The sequence below is a fragment of the Staphylococcus sp. M0911 genome (assembly GCF_003491325.1).
GTDB classification, from domain to species: Bacteria; Bacillota; Bacilli; order Staphylococcales; family Staphylococcaceae; genus Staphylococcus; species Staphylococcus warneri_A.
This window is the reverse complement of the sequence record NZ_CP022881.1, coordinates 1,226,169-1,241,207: the sequence shown is the minus strand read 5'-3', so window position 1 is coordinate 1,241,207 and position 15,039 is coordinate 1,226,169. Positions and strand designations below refer to the sequence as shown.

At 31.4% G+C, this 15,039-nt stretch carries 12 protein-coding genes; 1 reads left to right on the top strand and 11 read right to left on the bottom strand.

Annotation, left to right across the window (positions count from 1 at the left end; genetic code table 11):
- Nucleotides 1-115: 115 nt before the first annotated feature.
- The 9 genes from mtaB to lepA form a co-directional block, all read right to left on the bottom strand.
- Nucleotides 116-1,462 (bottom strand): tRNA (N(6)-L-threonylcarbamoyladenosine(37)-C(2))-methylthiotransferase MtaB, encoded by a 1,347-nt coding sequence (mtaB, locus tag ssp1_RS06110; protein WP_075778369.1) that lies wholly within the window; start codon nt 1,460-1,462, stop codon nt 116-118.
- A gap of 5 nt (nt 1,463-1,467) precedes the next feature.
- On the bottom strand, nt 1,468-2,220 hold the full coding sequence (locus tag ssp1_RS06105) for a 16S rRNA (uracil(1498)-N(3))-methyltransferase (RefSeq protein ID WP_075778370.1): 753 nt from the start codon (nt 2,218-2,220) through the stop codon (nt 1,468-1,470).
- A gap of 1 nt (nt 2,221) precedes the next feature.
- Entirely contained in the window at nt 2,222-3,160 is a 939-nt protein-coding gene (gene prmA / locus ssp1_RS06100) for a 50S ribosomal protein L11 methyltransferase (protein WP_107536287.1), read from the bottom strand.
- Nucleotides 3,161-3,166: 6 nt separating this feature from the next.
- The gene (dnaJ, locus tag ssp1_RS06095; RefSeq protein ID WP_002451855.1) at nt 3,167-4,303 is read right to left on the bottom strand and encodes a molecular chaperone DnaJ; all 1,137 of its coding nucleotides are present in this window, start codon (nt 4,301-4,303) and stop codon (nt 3,167-3,169) included.
- Nucleotides 4,304-4,443: 140 nt separating this feature from the next.
- Nucleotides 4,444-6,270: a molecular chaperone DnaK gene (gene dnaK / locus ssp1_RS06090; protein WP_118828150.1), complete on the bottom strand. Its 1,827-nt coding sequence runs from the start codon at nt 6,268-6,270 to the stop codon at nt 4,444-4,446.
- Between the two features lie 55 nt (nt 6,271-6,325).
- A complete protein-coding gene (gene grpE / locus ssp1_RS06085) occupies nt 6,326-6,967 on the bottom strand; it encodes a nucleotide exchange factor GrpE (protein WP_107532547.1) in 642 nt (213 codons plus the stop codon).
- A gap of 30 nt (nt 6,968-6,997) precedes the next feature.
- Complete coding sequence (hrcA, locus tag ssp1_RS06080) at nt 6,998-7,975, bottom strand: heat-inducible transcriptional repressor HrcA (RefSeq protein WP_002451852.1); 978 nt, start codon at nt 7,973-7,975, stop codon at nt 6,998-7,000.
- 101 nt (nt 7,976-8,076) lie between these two features.
- The gene (gene hemW, locus ssp1_RS06075; protein WP_075778373.1) at nt 8,077-9,210 is read right to left on the bottom strand and encodes a radical SAM family heme chaperone HemW; all 1,134 of its coding nucleotides are present in this window, start codon (nt 9,208-9,210) and stop codon (nt 8,077-8,079) included.
- Between the two features lie 151 nt (nt 9,211-9,361).
- The gene (gene lepA, locus ssp1_RS06070) at nt 9,362-11,185 is read right to left on the bottom strand and encodes a translation elongation factor 4 (RefSeq protein WP_075778374.1); all 1,824 of its coding nucleotides are present in this window, start codon (nt 11,183-11,185) and stop codon (nt 9,362-9,364) included.
- A 331-nt stretch (nt 11,186-11,516) separates the two neighbouring features.
- On the opposite strand from lepA, the gene rpsT reads away from it, so the two are divergent.
- Nucleotides 11,517-11,768, top strand: a complete 252-nt coding sequence (rpsT, locus tag ssp1_RS06065) for a 30S ribosomal protein S20 (RefSeq protein WP_002451849.1) — start codon at nt 11,517-11,519, stop codon at nt 11,766-11,768.
- 74 nt (nt 11,769-11,842) lie between these two features.
- Here rpsT and holA read toward each other — a convergent pair whose 3' ends face one another.
- The gene (gene holA / locus ssp1_RS06060) at nt 11,843-12,817 is read right to left on the bottom strand and encodes a DNA polymerase III subunit delta (protein ID WP_075778375.1); all 975 of its coding nucleotides are present in this window, start codon (nt 12,815-12,817) and stop codon (nt 11,843-11,845) included.
- Nucleotides 12,818-12,887: 70 nt separating this feature from the next.
- Nucleotides 12,888-14,939, bottom strand: a complete 2,052-nt coding sequence (locus tag ssp1_RS06055) for a DNA internalization-related competence protein ComEC/Rec2 (protein WP_240328882.1) — start codon at nt 14,937-14,939, stop codon at nt 12,888-12,890.
- Nucleotides 14,940-15,039 lie beyond the last annotated feature (100 nt).

The window sequence follows — 15,039 nt, the reverse complement described above, 5'->3', positions numbered from 1 at the left end:
CCTCCAAATATCAACGGAAATTTATATATTCAACTGCATAGTAAAACTATGCTTTAATTAGTATAATATATCTCCAATATCCGGTCAATTACTAATATTTATATTTTTAAAATAATTAAACTAGCACTTCATGTTCTGATTTATTTGTGGCATGTTCTACAATACGGATTGCTTTCCCGTAGTTTAAAGGATAATCAGCTTTTTGAATTTTCACTTTAATAATTTGGCCAATTAAATCCTCAGTACCTTCAAATTCTACTTTCATATAGTTATCTGCATATCCCACTAAAGTATTTGGTTTTTCACCTTTTTCTTCAGGGATAACTTCTAGCACTTCATTTTCGAATTTTGAAGCATACTCTTTTGCTAATTGATCACTTAATGCAATTAATTTGTGAACACGTTCGTTTTTGATATCTTCATCAATTTGATCGTCCATTCTTGCTGCAGGTGTACCAATTCTAGATGAATATGGGAATACGTGTAATTCAGAGAATTGATGTTTGACGATAAAGTCATACGTTTCTTGGAATTCTTCTTCAGTTTCACCCGGGAAGCCTACGATAACATCACTAGTTATTGCAACGTCTGGTAATGCTTCATGTAGTTTGGTAATTCGTTCAGAGAAATGTTCCATAGTGTATTTACGTCTCATACGTTTAAGAACTGTATCAGAACCAGACTGTAATGGTACATGTAAATGTCTTACGATTTTGTTTGAACGTTCTAATACGTCAATAACTTCATCGGTTAATTGACTTGCTTCGATAGAAGAAATACGAATACGTTCTAAACCATCCACTTGATCTAAATCTCTTAATAATTGCGCTAAGTTATAGTTCTTAAGGTCTTGACCATAACCACCTGTATGGATACCAGTTAAAACAATTTCTTTATAACCAGCATTAACTAATGTTGTAGCTTGTTCTACAACTTTTTCAGGGTCTCTTGATCTCATTAAACCACGTGCCCATGGAATAATGCAGAAAGTACAAAAGTTGTTACAACCTTCTTGTATTTTTAACGATGCTCTTGTTCTATCTGTAAAGTAAGGAACATCTAATTCTTCGTATTTACGGTTTTTCATGATGTTACCTACACCATTAATTGGTTGACGTTCCTTTTGGAACTCATCTATATAATCAAGTAATTTATGTCTATCTTGTGTTCCTACTACGACATCTACGCCAGGAATTTCCATAATTTCTGCTGAAGACGTTTGTGCATAACAACCTGTTACACAAACAACTGCGTCTGGATTTTTTCTAATCGCTCTTCTAATTATTTGTCGACTTTTTTTATCGCCTGTATTCGTTACTGTGCAAGTATTGATAACAAATACATCTGCATTTGTTTCAAAATCGACTCGCTCGTAATCTGCTTCCTTAAATAATTGCCAAATTGCTTCTGTTTCATAGTGGTTAACTTTACAACCTAAAGTGTGAAACGCAACTGTGGACATATTGTTCACCCCATTAATTCTTTTTCGTAACTTAATGCGCCTAATGTATATAGTGGCGCTGTTTCTGCCCGTAATATTCTAGGTCCTAAACCAACTAACTGTGAATGAGGTTTTAACATTGACACTTCCTCATCAGATAGTCCACCTTCAGGGCCAAATATAAGTAATACACGATCTTGTGGCTTAAATTGCTTTAACATATGTTTAAAATGACTAATTTCACCATGTTTAGCTTCTTCTTCATAAGCAACAAGGACATAATCATACTGATTTATAATATCACAAATTGACTTTGAATTCGATAGATAACTGATGTGTGGAATGGTTAATCGATAACTTTGTTCAGCGGCTTCTTTGATAATTTTTTGCCATCTTTCAAGCTTTTTTGACGCCTTTGTAGAATTTAATTTAACAATAGAACGTTGCATTTCAACAGCAATAAATTCACTAGCACCTAGTTCAGTTGCCTTTTGAATCATCCATTCATACTTATCTGCTTTGATTAACCCACTACATATCGTAATATGCTGGGGCAACTCTGTATCAATATCTTGTTTTTCGATTAATTCAATTTCTATTTCTTGATCTCCTATATGGATGATCTCACATGTATAGACATTTTGATCATTAAATGTGGTTACTATTTGTTGACCTTCACTCTGTCTCATCACATTCTTAATATGATGTATATCTTCTTTATTTGTAATAAAAAAACGCTGACTTTCATCAGCGTTTTGATTGATAAAATATCTTTGCAAATTAGTCACTCACTTTCTGACCAACGATACAAACCCAACCGTTGTCATGTTGAACTGAAATAATTTTAAAACCTACACGCTTCATATGTGATTCAATATCTTCGTATTTTTCTTCAATAATACCAGATGTTATAAAATAACCGTCTTCATTGACTGTATTATAAGCGTCTTCTATCATTTCATCAATAATATGAGCTAAAATATTTGCAATAACAATATCAAAATGTTCTTTTTCATCTTTTAATAAATTGCCAGGAACTGCTTCAATCGCGTTTAAACAATGATTCTTTTCGAAATTTTCTTTGGCTACATTGACAGCCATTTCATCAATATCTAAAGCTTTAATTCGTTTAACACCAATCAAGTGACTTGCAATACTTAAAATACCAGACCCTGTACCTACATCAATCACAGAATGTTGAGGCTTCACAAAGTTCTCAATTGCCTTTAAACACATACTTGTTGTAGGATGATCACCTGTACCAAAAGCCATTCCAGGGTCTAATTCTATACAAAGTTCATTTGCCGATTCTTTAGTATAGGTTTCCCAACTGGGAACAATCGTAAATGTTTCAGATGCTCTGAAAGGATGGAAATAATTTTTCCATTCATTTTCCCAATCTGCTTCAGCTATTGTTTGATGTGAAATATTTAAAATATCTTGGTCGATATCTTGTAGTGATAAAATTGCTTGTTCTATGTTAGATAGCAATGTATTATCATAAGTCATTTCATTAAAGTAAGCTTTTAATCTAACGCCTTCTGAAGGATAATCATCGCTATTTAACTCATAAATCTCACCAAATTTATCTTCTGGTGGATTCACAAGGTCGTTGGAATCTTCTATAACTACGCCATTTGATCCATAATTTTCTAGTATATCTGTAACCAAATATTCAACATCATGGTTTACTACGATTGATAGTTCCGTCCAATTCATTATTTTTTATTCTCCTTTAAAGAATCTTTTTGCTTTATCTTTAAAATTAGATGGTTGCTCAGTTAAATCTTCACCATTTATGTCAGCAAATTCTTTCATTAATTCTTTTTGACGTTCAGTCATTTTAGTTGGTGTTAGAACCTTAATATTAACAAATAAGTCACCATGTCCATATCCGTGAACATTTTTAATACCTTTGTCTTTGAGACGGAACTGTTTTCCAGTTTGAGTACCTGCAGGAATTGTCAATACGACATTACTGTTTAATGTAGGGATTTTCACTTCATCACCTAATGCGGCTTGAGGGAAACTAATATTTAAATCATAATAAATGTCATCGCCATCTCGTTTAAATACTTCAGAAGGTTTAACTCTGAAAACAACATATAGGTCGCCACTTGGACCTCCGTTAACACCAGGAGAACCCTCGCCTGCAAGTCGAATTTGTTGTTCATTATCAACACCTTCAGGAATAGTCACTTCTAGCTTAACTGTTTTATTTTCAGTTCCTTTACCATGACATGTTGGACATGGTTCTTCAAACTCTTGACCGCTACCTTCACATTTAGGACAAACTTGTTCTGTTCTAACTCTACCTAGAATTGTATTTTGTTCTACTGAAACTGATCCTGCTCCATTACAATAGCTACATGTTTTCTTATTAGTTCCTGGTTTAGCACCTTCACCATTACATGTATGACATGTTACATCTTTTCTAATAGAAATTTCTTTTTTACCGCCAAATACCGCTTCATCAAATGTGATAGTCATTGTATATTGTAGGTCATCACCTTTACGTGGTGCATTAGGATCACGTTGTCTTGAGGCACCACCGAAGAATGAACTGAAAATATCTTCGAAGCCACCTCCGCTAAATCCGCCAAAGTCGCCACCGCCAAAGCCTTGGCTACCGAAACCACCTTGAGCACCAGCGTGTCCGAATTGATCATAGTTTGCTCTTTTATTATCATCACTTAATACTTCATATGCTTCAGATATTTCTTTGAATTTTTCATCTGCGCCTTCTTCTTTGTTGATATCAGGATGATATTTTTTCGATAATTTTCTGTAAGCTTTTTTAATTTCATCTTTAGAAGCACCTTTACTTACTCCTAAGACCTCATAATAATCTCTTTTGGCCACAGTAACCTCTCCTTTTTATACTAACAAGATTAGTTTAACTAATTCATATTAACTATCCAAATAAAAAGCCAAAGCCAATGTACAATTGACTTTGACTTTTTTAATAGCTGTGCAAGAAGTTAATTCAATTGGGTTAGATATTATTTTTTATCTTCGTCATCTTTAACTTCTTTAAATTCTGCATCTTCTACAGTGCTATCTTGGTTTTGTTCACCAGTTGCACCTTGAGCTTGTTGTTGAGCTTGTTGATATACTTTAGCTGATAAATCTCGAACAACTTTTTCAAGCTCTTCTTTTTTAGCTTTAATATCGTCGATGTCTTCACCTTCAAGTGCTGATTTTAATGCATCTTTTTTATCTTCAGCATTTTTCTTATCATCTTCACCGATATTTTCGCCTAAATCATTGATTGTTTTTTCTACTTGGAATACTAAACTATCTGCTTCATTTCTTAAGTCTACTTCTTCACGACGTTTTTTATCTGCTTCAGCGTTTTCTTCTGCGTCTTTAACCATACGATCGATTTCATCGTCTGATAATGAAGAACTAGATTGGATTGTAATATTTTGCTCTTTATTAGTACCTAAGTCTTTAGCTGTTACATTCACAATACCGTTTTTATCGATATCGAAAGTTACTTCGATTTGAGGTACACCACGTGGTGCTGGTGGAATATCAGTTAATTGGAATCTACCAAGTGTTTTATTGTCTGACGCCATTGGACGTTCACCTTGTAATACATGGATATCTACCGCTGGTTGATTATCAGCTGCTGTAGAATATACTTGTGATTTTGAAGTTGGGATTGTTGTATTACGTTCAATTAACGTATTCATACGACCACCCATGATTTCAATACCTAATGATAATGGCGTAACGTCTAATAATACTACGTCTTTAACATCACCAGTGATTACGCCACCTTGAATTGCTGCACCCATTGCAACAACTTCATCAGGGTTAACACCTTTGTGTGGATCTTTGCCAATTTCTTTTTTAACTGCATCTTGAACTGCAGGAATACGAGTTGAACCACCAACTAAGATTACTTCGTCGATATCTGAATTTGATAATCCAGCATCTTTCATAGCTTGACGAGTTGGTTCCATTGTACGTTTAATTAATGAATCTGCTAATTCTTCAAATTTTAAACGAGTTAAGTTGATTTCTAAGTGTAGTGGACCACTTTCTCCTGCTGAAATGAATGGTAATGAAATTTGTGTTTGAGATACACCTGATAAGTCTTTTTTAGCTTTTTCTGCTGCATCTTTAAGACGTTGTAATGCCATTTTATCTTGTGATAAATCAACGCCGTTTTCTTTTTTGAATTCAGAAACTAAATAGTCGATGATCACTTGGTCAAAGTCATCCCCACCTAGTTTGTTGTCACCTGCAGTTGAAAGTACTTCGAATACACCGTCACCTAATTCTAAGATAGATACGTCGAAAGTACCGCCACCTAAGTCGAATACAAGTACTTTTTGATCTTGTTCAGTTTTATCTAAACCATATGCTAGTGCAGCTGCAGTAGGTTCGTTAATGATACGTTCTACTTCTAATCCAGCAATTTTACCAGCATCTTTAGTTGCTTGACGTTCAGCGTCATTGAAATAAGCAGGAACTGTAATTACAGCTTTTTCTACTTTATCGCCTAAATAACTTTCAGCAGTATTTTTTAAGTTTTGTAAAATCATTGCTGAAATTTCTTGAGGTGTATATGATTTACCTTCAATATCTACTTTATATTCTGTACCCATATGACGTTTGATTGATTGTACAGTATTTGGGTTAGTGATTGCTTGTCTTTTAGCTACTTCACCAACTTGAGTTTCACCATTTTTAAATGCAACAACTGATGGTGTAGTACGTGCACCTTCAGGGTTTTGAATTACTTTTGGTTCGTCTCCTTCTAATACTGATACACAAGAGTTTGTTGTTCCTAAGTCAATACCGATTACTTTACTCATAGTAAAATTCCTCCATTTTGATTAATAATTTTGTTCAATGTTTTTTCGCCAATTTTTATTGGTTTACTTTAACCATTGATGGTCTTAATACTCTATCTTTTAATTTGTACCCTTTTTGTAATTCTTGTGTGATAACACCTGATTCATATTCAGGATTATCATCTTGAACTACAGCTTGATGTACATTTGGGTCAAAAGCTTGACCTTCAGATTCAATTTCTTCAAGACCATTATCTTTCAGAGCTCTTAATAGACTTTCATGTACCATTTGAACACCTTTTTGAAGTGATTTAAATGAATCATCATCTCCTTCAATTTGAAGTGCGCGTTCAATGTTATCAATAGTTGGTAAAATGTCAGTTAAGACGCCTTGAGCTTGATATGTTTTATTAATTTTGTTTTCATTTTGAATTCGACGTTTGTAATTTTCGAATTCTGCATATAATCTTAAATATTTTTCTTCATTGTCATTTGCTAATTGTTGCAAACGTTCAATTTCTTGATCTTTTGGATCTACATTTTCATCTTCTTCATTGGAAGCATCCTTATTAGCTGCTTCTTCATTAGTTTCAACATCTTGCGAATTATTAGATTCAGTGTTTTCTACTGAATTAGATGTTTCTTCAGAATTATTTTCTGTTGTTTCTTCTGTTTGTGATTCAGCATTTTGTTTCACTGATTCGTCTTTTTCTGTCATTTTGTGCCCTCCAATACAATTCTAATTACATTACCAAATTTGGTTAAGTAATTGAATTACATTTTGATAATGCATCGCAGTTGGTCCAATAACCGCAATTTGACCTTTGAGTTTCTCATCAAAGTGATACTGAGTTGTTACGATTGATATATCGCTTAAATTTTCATCTATCTCTTTACCAATTTTTACATTGATATGAGATGTAGATATATCATCTAATAGCTCTACAATTCGATTTGATTCAATATATTGTAGGATTGGTTGAATTGAAGATACATTAGATTCATTCAATGCATCAATCAGTTTAACCTTTCCACCCATGTAAATGCTATTACTTTGATTGGAAATGTGTAAATTCATCATTTTAATTAATTGCTTGATAAAATGAGCTTCATTTTGGTCTTGTGCAAATCTATCTATTTCGTCAATTTGTCCTTTAACTATCTCATCGTATTGTTGTGATAAGAAGTTTGATATTTTATTTAATTCATCATTAGTTAAAGGTAGTTCAGAAGTTAGATGGACATTTTCAACATGACCTGATGAAAATACAATAACCATAATTACTAAATGTGTATTAGCACGAATCAAATGAATATTATTTATAATATCTTGATTATGATTAGGACGAACAACCAACGTTGCATATTGAGACATCATTGATAATTCATTTGCGAAATAAGACAATGCAGATGAAGTATCATAATGATTCTCAACCATTAACTGATTTAAACGTTGGATTTTGTTTGAATTTTGATGAGATGTTTGTTCTAATAATTGATTAACATAATATCTAAAACCTAATTCAGATGGTGAACGCCCTGAGGATGTATGAACTTTCTCAATAAAATTCATATCCTCCAGTTGTTTCATTTCATTTCGTATCGTCGCAGGACTTACATTTAAGTTGTGACGATCAATTAGTGTTTTAGAACCAATGGGTTGTCCATAATCAACATAATCTTCAACAATTGCATTTAAAATGCTTAATTGTCTATCTGTTATCATGTTTTCACCTCATTAGCACTCTTTTATCTCAAGTGCTAATTATAATTTATCAAATTGGTCAAAGTAAGTCAATGTTAAAGCACTAGAATTTTAAATTTATTTTAACTATTTAATAAAAATGCTTCAAAAACCTCATTACCAATGACTTTTCCTCTTTCTGTTAGATAAATATAATCTTGACTTTCTTCAATTAACTTTCTATTTTTTAAATCAATAATTGTTTGACCAAATATATGTTCAATTGATACATTGAATTTTTTGTTAAATTTATTTTTGTTTACGCCATTATTTAACCTTAATCCTAAAAACATTTCCTCTTCCATTTGCTCGGTGGCAGTTGGACGTGTTTGTGTTAAAATGGGTTCTTCCTGATTAGCAATAGCTTTTATGTAATGATTGACAGGATTCACATTTGTATAACGTACGCCATTTGTATAGCCACTAGCACCTGCCCCGAAACCATAGTATTCTTCATTTAACCAGTAAACCTTATTATGCTCTGATTCGTGACCTTCTATAGAGAAATTTGAAATTTCATATTGATGGAATCTTGAGTCCTCGATTTTGTGCATCAATGTTTGATACATTTCTGCGCCTAAATCTTCATTAGGCAATTTTAAATGACCTTTTCTATACATATTATAAAATTGAGTTTTTGGCTCTAGAATTAATCCATAACTTGAAATATGGTCGATATCCATTTGCATAGCTAAATTCAGACTATCTTCAAAATCCTCTAAAGTTTGCTTAGGAAGGTGATACATTAAGTCTAAACTAATAGATTCAATACCAGCCTTTCTAGCATTGTTTACAGCTTGATATATATCTTCTGTTTTGTGTGTTCTACCAAGAATTTCTAATAATTCTGGTTTAAATGTTTGTACGCCCATTGATATTCGGTTCACACCATATGATTTAAGTAATTTTACTTTTTCGAATGTTAATTCATCAGGGTTTGCTTCAAAACTAAATTCACCTTCAATAGTGAAAATTCTATTAATTGCTGATAATAGTTTATTGAGTTGTTCTATATTTAAAGCTGTAGGTGTACCACCACCTACATACATTGTGTTTAATGTCGTATTATCATTTAGAGTACGGCGTTCCATTTCTAATATTAATGAATCTAAATATTCATCAACTGGTTGTTTATCAATAAAATACTTGTTGAAGTCACAGTAAGTACATATGCGAACGCAAAAAGGTATATGAATATATGCGCTTTGTATTGACACATTAACTCCTCCATAATTATGGCTTAAAATCATAAAAAATTAGAGGCGGGATAGAATTAGTTTCAAAAACATCATTCTTTTCCCACCTCAGTTCAACTGTTTAGCTTTTATATCTAACACACATTTAAATAAGTGTATTACTATTTCAAAATTATTCTTCGTCCATTTTTAGTACTGCAAGGAATGCATCTTGTGGAATTTCTACGTTACCTACAGCTTTCATTTTTGCTTTACCAGCTTTTTGTTTTTCTAATAATTTACGTTTACGGCTAATATCTCCACCATAACATTTAGAAAGTACATTTTTACCCATAGATTTAATATTTGTTCGTGCAACAATTTTTTGACCAATAGCTGCTTGTACTGGAACTTCAAATTGCTGTCTTGGGATTAATGTTTTAAGTTTTTCAACTAATGCTTTTCCTCGATCGTAAGCAAATTCTTTATGCACGATGAAGCTTAATGCATCTACTTTTTCACCATTAAGCAATATGTCCATTTTAACTAGGTCACTTTCTTTATTTTCAATGAATTCATAGTCAAATGAAGCATACCCTTTTGTATTGGATTTAAGTTGATCAAAGAAATCAAATACTACTTCAGATAGTGGAATTTCATAGACAATGTTAACTCGAATGTCATCTAAATAGTCCATATTAACGAATTGTCCACGCTTACGTTGACATAGCTCCATAACGGCACCAACATAATCGTTCGGCACCATCATAGTTGCACGAACGTACGGTTCGTATATTTTTTCGATTCTATCACGTTCAGGCATTTGCGCTGGGTTATCTACTGTAACTTCTGATCCATCTTTTAAGATACATTGGTAAATTACTGATGGTGCTGTCGCAATCAATTCAATTCCAAATTCTCTTTCGATTCTTTCTTGAATTATTTCCATGTGTAACATACCTAAAAATCCAGTTCTATAACCAAATCCAAGTGCTTGAGATGACTCAGGTTCGAATTCTAATGAAGCATCATTTAATTGTAGTTTTTCAAGTGCTTCACGTAAATCATTATAATTTTTATTATCGATTGGGAAGAGTCCACAATAAACCATTGGGTTCATTTTTTTATACCCTTGTAATGGTTGTTCTGCAGGTCGATTCGCAAGTGTAATTGTATCACCGACACGTGAATCATCTACGTTTTTAATACTAGCAATAATATAACCAACATCGCCAACAGTTAATTCATCAACAGGTAATTGCTTAGGAGTATTAATTCCGACCTCAGTAACATCAAACTCTTTACCGGTAGCCATCATTTTAATCTTATCGCCAGCTTTTACTACCCCATCTATTACTCGGATAGATGAAATAACGCCTCTATAAGGATCATATTCAGAGTCAAAAATTAAAGCTTTCAGTGGTGCATCTGGATCACCGTCTGGTGCTGGTACAACCTCAACAATCTTTTCAAGAATTTCTTCAATACCGATATTAGATTTGGCACTAGCAAGCACAACATCGTCTTGATCTAAACCAATAACATCTTCTAACTCTTGTTTAACTCTGTCAGGTTCAGCAGCTGGCAAGTCAATTTTATTAACTACAGGTAATAGCTCTAAATTATTATCTAAAGCTAAATAAACATTAGCTAAAGTTTGTGCTTCTATACCTTGTGCGGCATCTACAACTAAAATAGCTCCTTCACATGCTGCTAATGAACGAGATACTTCATATGTAAAATCGACGTGTCCTGGTGTATCAATTAAGTGGAATGTATATGTTTCTCCATCTTTAGCTTCGTATTTTAAACGTACAGCATTTAATTTGATTGTAATACCACGTTCTCTTTCTAAATCCATTGAGTCTAACAATTGATCTTGCATATCTCTTGTTTCAACTGATTTGGTATTTTCAAGGATTCTATCTGCTAGAGTAGATTTACCGTGGTCTATATGAGCAATAATGGAGAAATTTCTAATTTTCTCTCTTCTATTAAAACGTTCTTGCTTATCCATTGTATCCTTCTCACTTTCATATTAGTAACCCGTATTTGTATATCTTTGATATGATAACGTTTTTAAATTGCAAATGCAAACTTCTAATTAAACGTTTAAATAAATCAATTACTTTGATAAACTAATACTTATATTGGTTTAAGTATTATTAATGCATACTTTATTATAAAGTGTTACGAACTTAATTCCAATACTATAATGTGATATTCATTCATTAATATACGTATTAAATAAATGATTGCACAAAGGTAGTACATTTGATAAAATATTTCTTGTTGTAATCAAATAAAATTAATTTGATAAGTTAGTTCACTTTTAGGAGGTGACAGTAATGCCAAACATTAAATCTGCAGTTAAACGTGTTAAAACAACTCAAACAGCTGAAGAGCGTAATATTTCTAAGAAAAATACTATGCGTACAGCAGTTAAACGTGCGAAATCAGCTATTGAGACAAATGCCGATAACAAAAATGAATTAGTAAGCTTTGCAATTAAGCAATTAGATAAAGCTGCTCAAAGCAACTTAATCCACTCAAACAAAGCTGATCGCGTAAAATCACAATTGATGAGCGCTAACAAATAATAATAAATAAAAGCTAGTTCGCCTGTTTGGTCGAACTAGCTTTTATTTTTGTATCTAAGTACTAATACATCTATTTATAACGATAAAATAAATAATTCTAATATAAGTTGTTTATCCATATACGAAGATTTCAGTTTATAATCTGTTTCAGCACAAGAATCAATGATATTCAAAAGATCTTCCAATTGATAGTGACGAACCTGACCTAATGCTAACTTAACCCTATATGGATGAACATTTACTGTTTTTGCGATTTGTTGTCCACTATAGCCTTTTTGACTTAAAATTTTGCATTGATAATACAATCTATAGTTACTTGTAATAAGAGCTAGTAATTTAATTGGTTCTTCTTTCATGTTTATTAAATCTTTAACTAATTGAATCGCTTTGTTTTTTTGGCGCTTTTGAATATATTCAGTTAATAGAAATACATTTTGTTCTAAACTACGATTAATAATTTGGTTAACATCATCTTTATTAATTGTAGGTCTATCACCTAAAAATAACATTAGCTTATCTAATTCTTGAGAGACGATATTAAAATTAACACCAGTTAATTCAATAAACATATTAAGTGCATCTTGCTTAATATCTTTAAAATTCTCGTTCAGTTTAGATTGTATCCATTTTTTTATTTCCTCTTCAGACATCTGCTCAACTTTTTTAAGTTGACCATTTTTTTTAAGTGTTTTAGTCAGTTTCTTTCGTTCATCTAATTTATTTTGGTAAACTTCAAATATGATAAGATTATCACCATCATATTTCTCGAGAAACTCCATTAATTGGTCAGTATTTTGATTTAATTCTTTAGTTACTTTTTCTCCAGTAAATACGTAAGCGTTCTTAACTAAAATTGCCTTTTTGTCTGAAAAAAACGGCATAGTCAAAGTTTCTTCAATGATTGGTGTAATTTCTGTTTCGTATAAATTAAACTTTATGAAATTAAAGTCATCTTTTTCTGTCTGTAAATATTTATTGATTATTTCCGAACTTTTTTTCTCAACTAGGTCTGCCACTTCTCCGTATACCGTAACGATATTATCAGACATATATTACACCCTTTCAAATTAGTTCACATTAAGAAATTATATCATGATATATTAATGAACCTCTAGTCATTTAGTTAGGTTGATTCGTAGTAATCGTTAAATTCGAATTCAATTTAACTGTTATTTCTCCATTCACTTGTGTATCCAATACTTTACTCCCAAATCCTTGTAATCGTTGAATCACTTCTTGATTAGGTAGTTTATATTTATTACCTTTTCCACTCGATATGAGACTGATTTTTGGTTTTATTAATTTAATTAAATTATGTGAACTACTAGTTTTACTTCCATGGTGTGCCACTTTTAATATATCTATCCTAGGTAATTGATAACGTTGTAAAAGCAATTCTTCATTTTTAATACTCATGTCACCGGTTAGCAATATTTTTTTATGTTTATATGATATAAGGATAACAATAGATTGTTCATTTTTATCATCACTATCTTTTATATACGTATCCATAAAACGAAGGGTTGCTTTTTTTAAAGTAAGTGTATGTAAATTATTAACATCTATTAAATTAATACGATTGGATTTACAAATTTTTTCTATATTATACAATTCTGCTTTAGAAAAACTGTCTTTTAATAACACAATGTTCTTTATATTAATGTGAGATGCTAAATAAGGCAATTCACCCATGTGATCGAGATGAGGATGAGATATTATAAGATAATCGACTTTAGAAACACCTTTTGATTTTAAACTTGGTATCGTTTTGTATTTCGAAATATTAAAGTTAAGTTGCTTATGATTTTCTGTTCGTTTACCTCCAGTATCAATCATAATATTTTGTTTACTACCAGTTTGGAATAATACGCTGTCACCTTGACCAACATCTAACATTGTTAACTGCCCTTCGTTATCACTAGTATAATGAATGATAATGAGAATACCCATACTGATAACAAATGTCGCTTTAAAAAAATGCTTTTTAACAAATAAATACAAAGACAGAAATGTGAATATCAAAATCAATAACAAGCTATTTGAACTAAGTTCTGGCACAAAAATTCTTAGATACTTTAACTTTAAAAATATAGATACTAAATCATCATGGAAATTAAAAATAGCAGCAATAACAGAATTTAAGATATCTAAATGAATTGTAAAATGTGATAAGACAAAGAAAAGAATAGCTAAAGGAAATATTAAAAAACTATAAAATGGTACAAAAACTAAATTAGAAATTAAGCCAATCCATTGGATTTGATTAAAATGATAAATACTTATGAGTAAGGCACCTAGTTGTGCAATAAATGTAACTGCAACGATAAGCTTTAATCCAGTTAAATGTTTTAATAACGGCGATGAAATAATTAGAAATAATGAAATGAGAAATGAAAATTGAAATCCAATATCGTAGATTATTTGAGGATTAATAAAAAACATTAAAATAAAAACAATAGACAATAATTCAAGTGGATTTATTTTTAATGATTTGGGGAGTAAAAGTAAAATAATAGCAGCCAAAATAGCTCTAACTGCACTTGGAGCAAAATCGGTATATAAAGCATAAACCGGTAAAAGTATAAGAAGTACTAATTTAATGATAATAGTGGGTGTATTGAATCTAACAAAAATTTGATATACCAAGTAAATCAATGCTGCTACGTGTGAACCACTTACTGCAAGTAAATGATAGATACCAATTTCCTTTACATCTTCTATAAACATTGGATTTAAAGAACTAGTATCTCCAGATATCAAAGCTAACATTCTATCAAAATAAATATTATGAGAGTTTTGCATTTGCTCACGAATATAACTTTGATAATTCGTCATAAAAGAAAAACGTTTGTTGGATTGACAACTACTCAAATCGATTTGTCTAATAAATATGTATGGTTGAGAAGTATTGTTTAATGAGAATTCACCTTTGATTAAACATGTTTGATTTTCAATACTCATGGGTTTATTAATATCTTTAACTTTGTATAAAAACTTATATTCGTTTCCTTTCCAGTTAAGAATACCCTTATATGATTCCAATCCTTTATTTAACTTAATTATAGATACCATATCAATGATGTATCTATTTTTATTTAAATGTCGTTCTTCTTTGTCTTTTTTATCATTTGATGTGTTTAATATAACCATACTTAGTATAAAGAATATCAATACACTCAACACGTATCGTTTCAATAAATTTTTACGCATGAGTATAAACAGTAGACAACATAATATAAAAGTAGAGAGTATACGGTTAGATAACCATAGA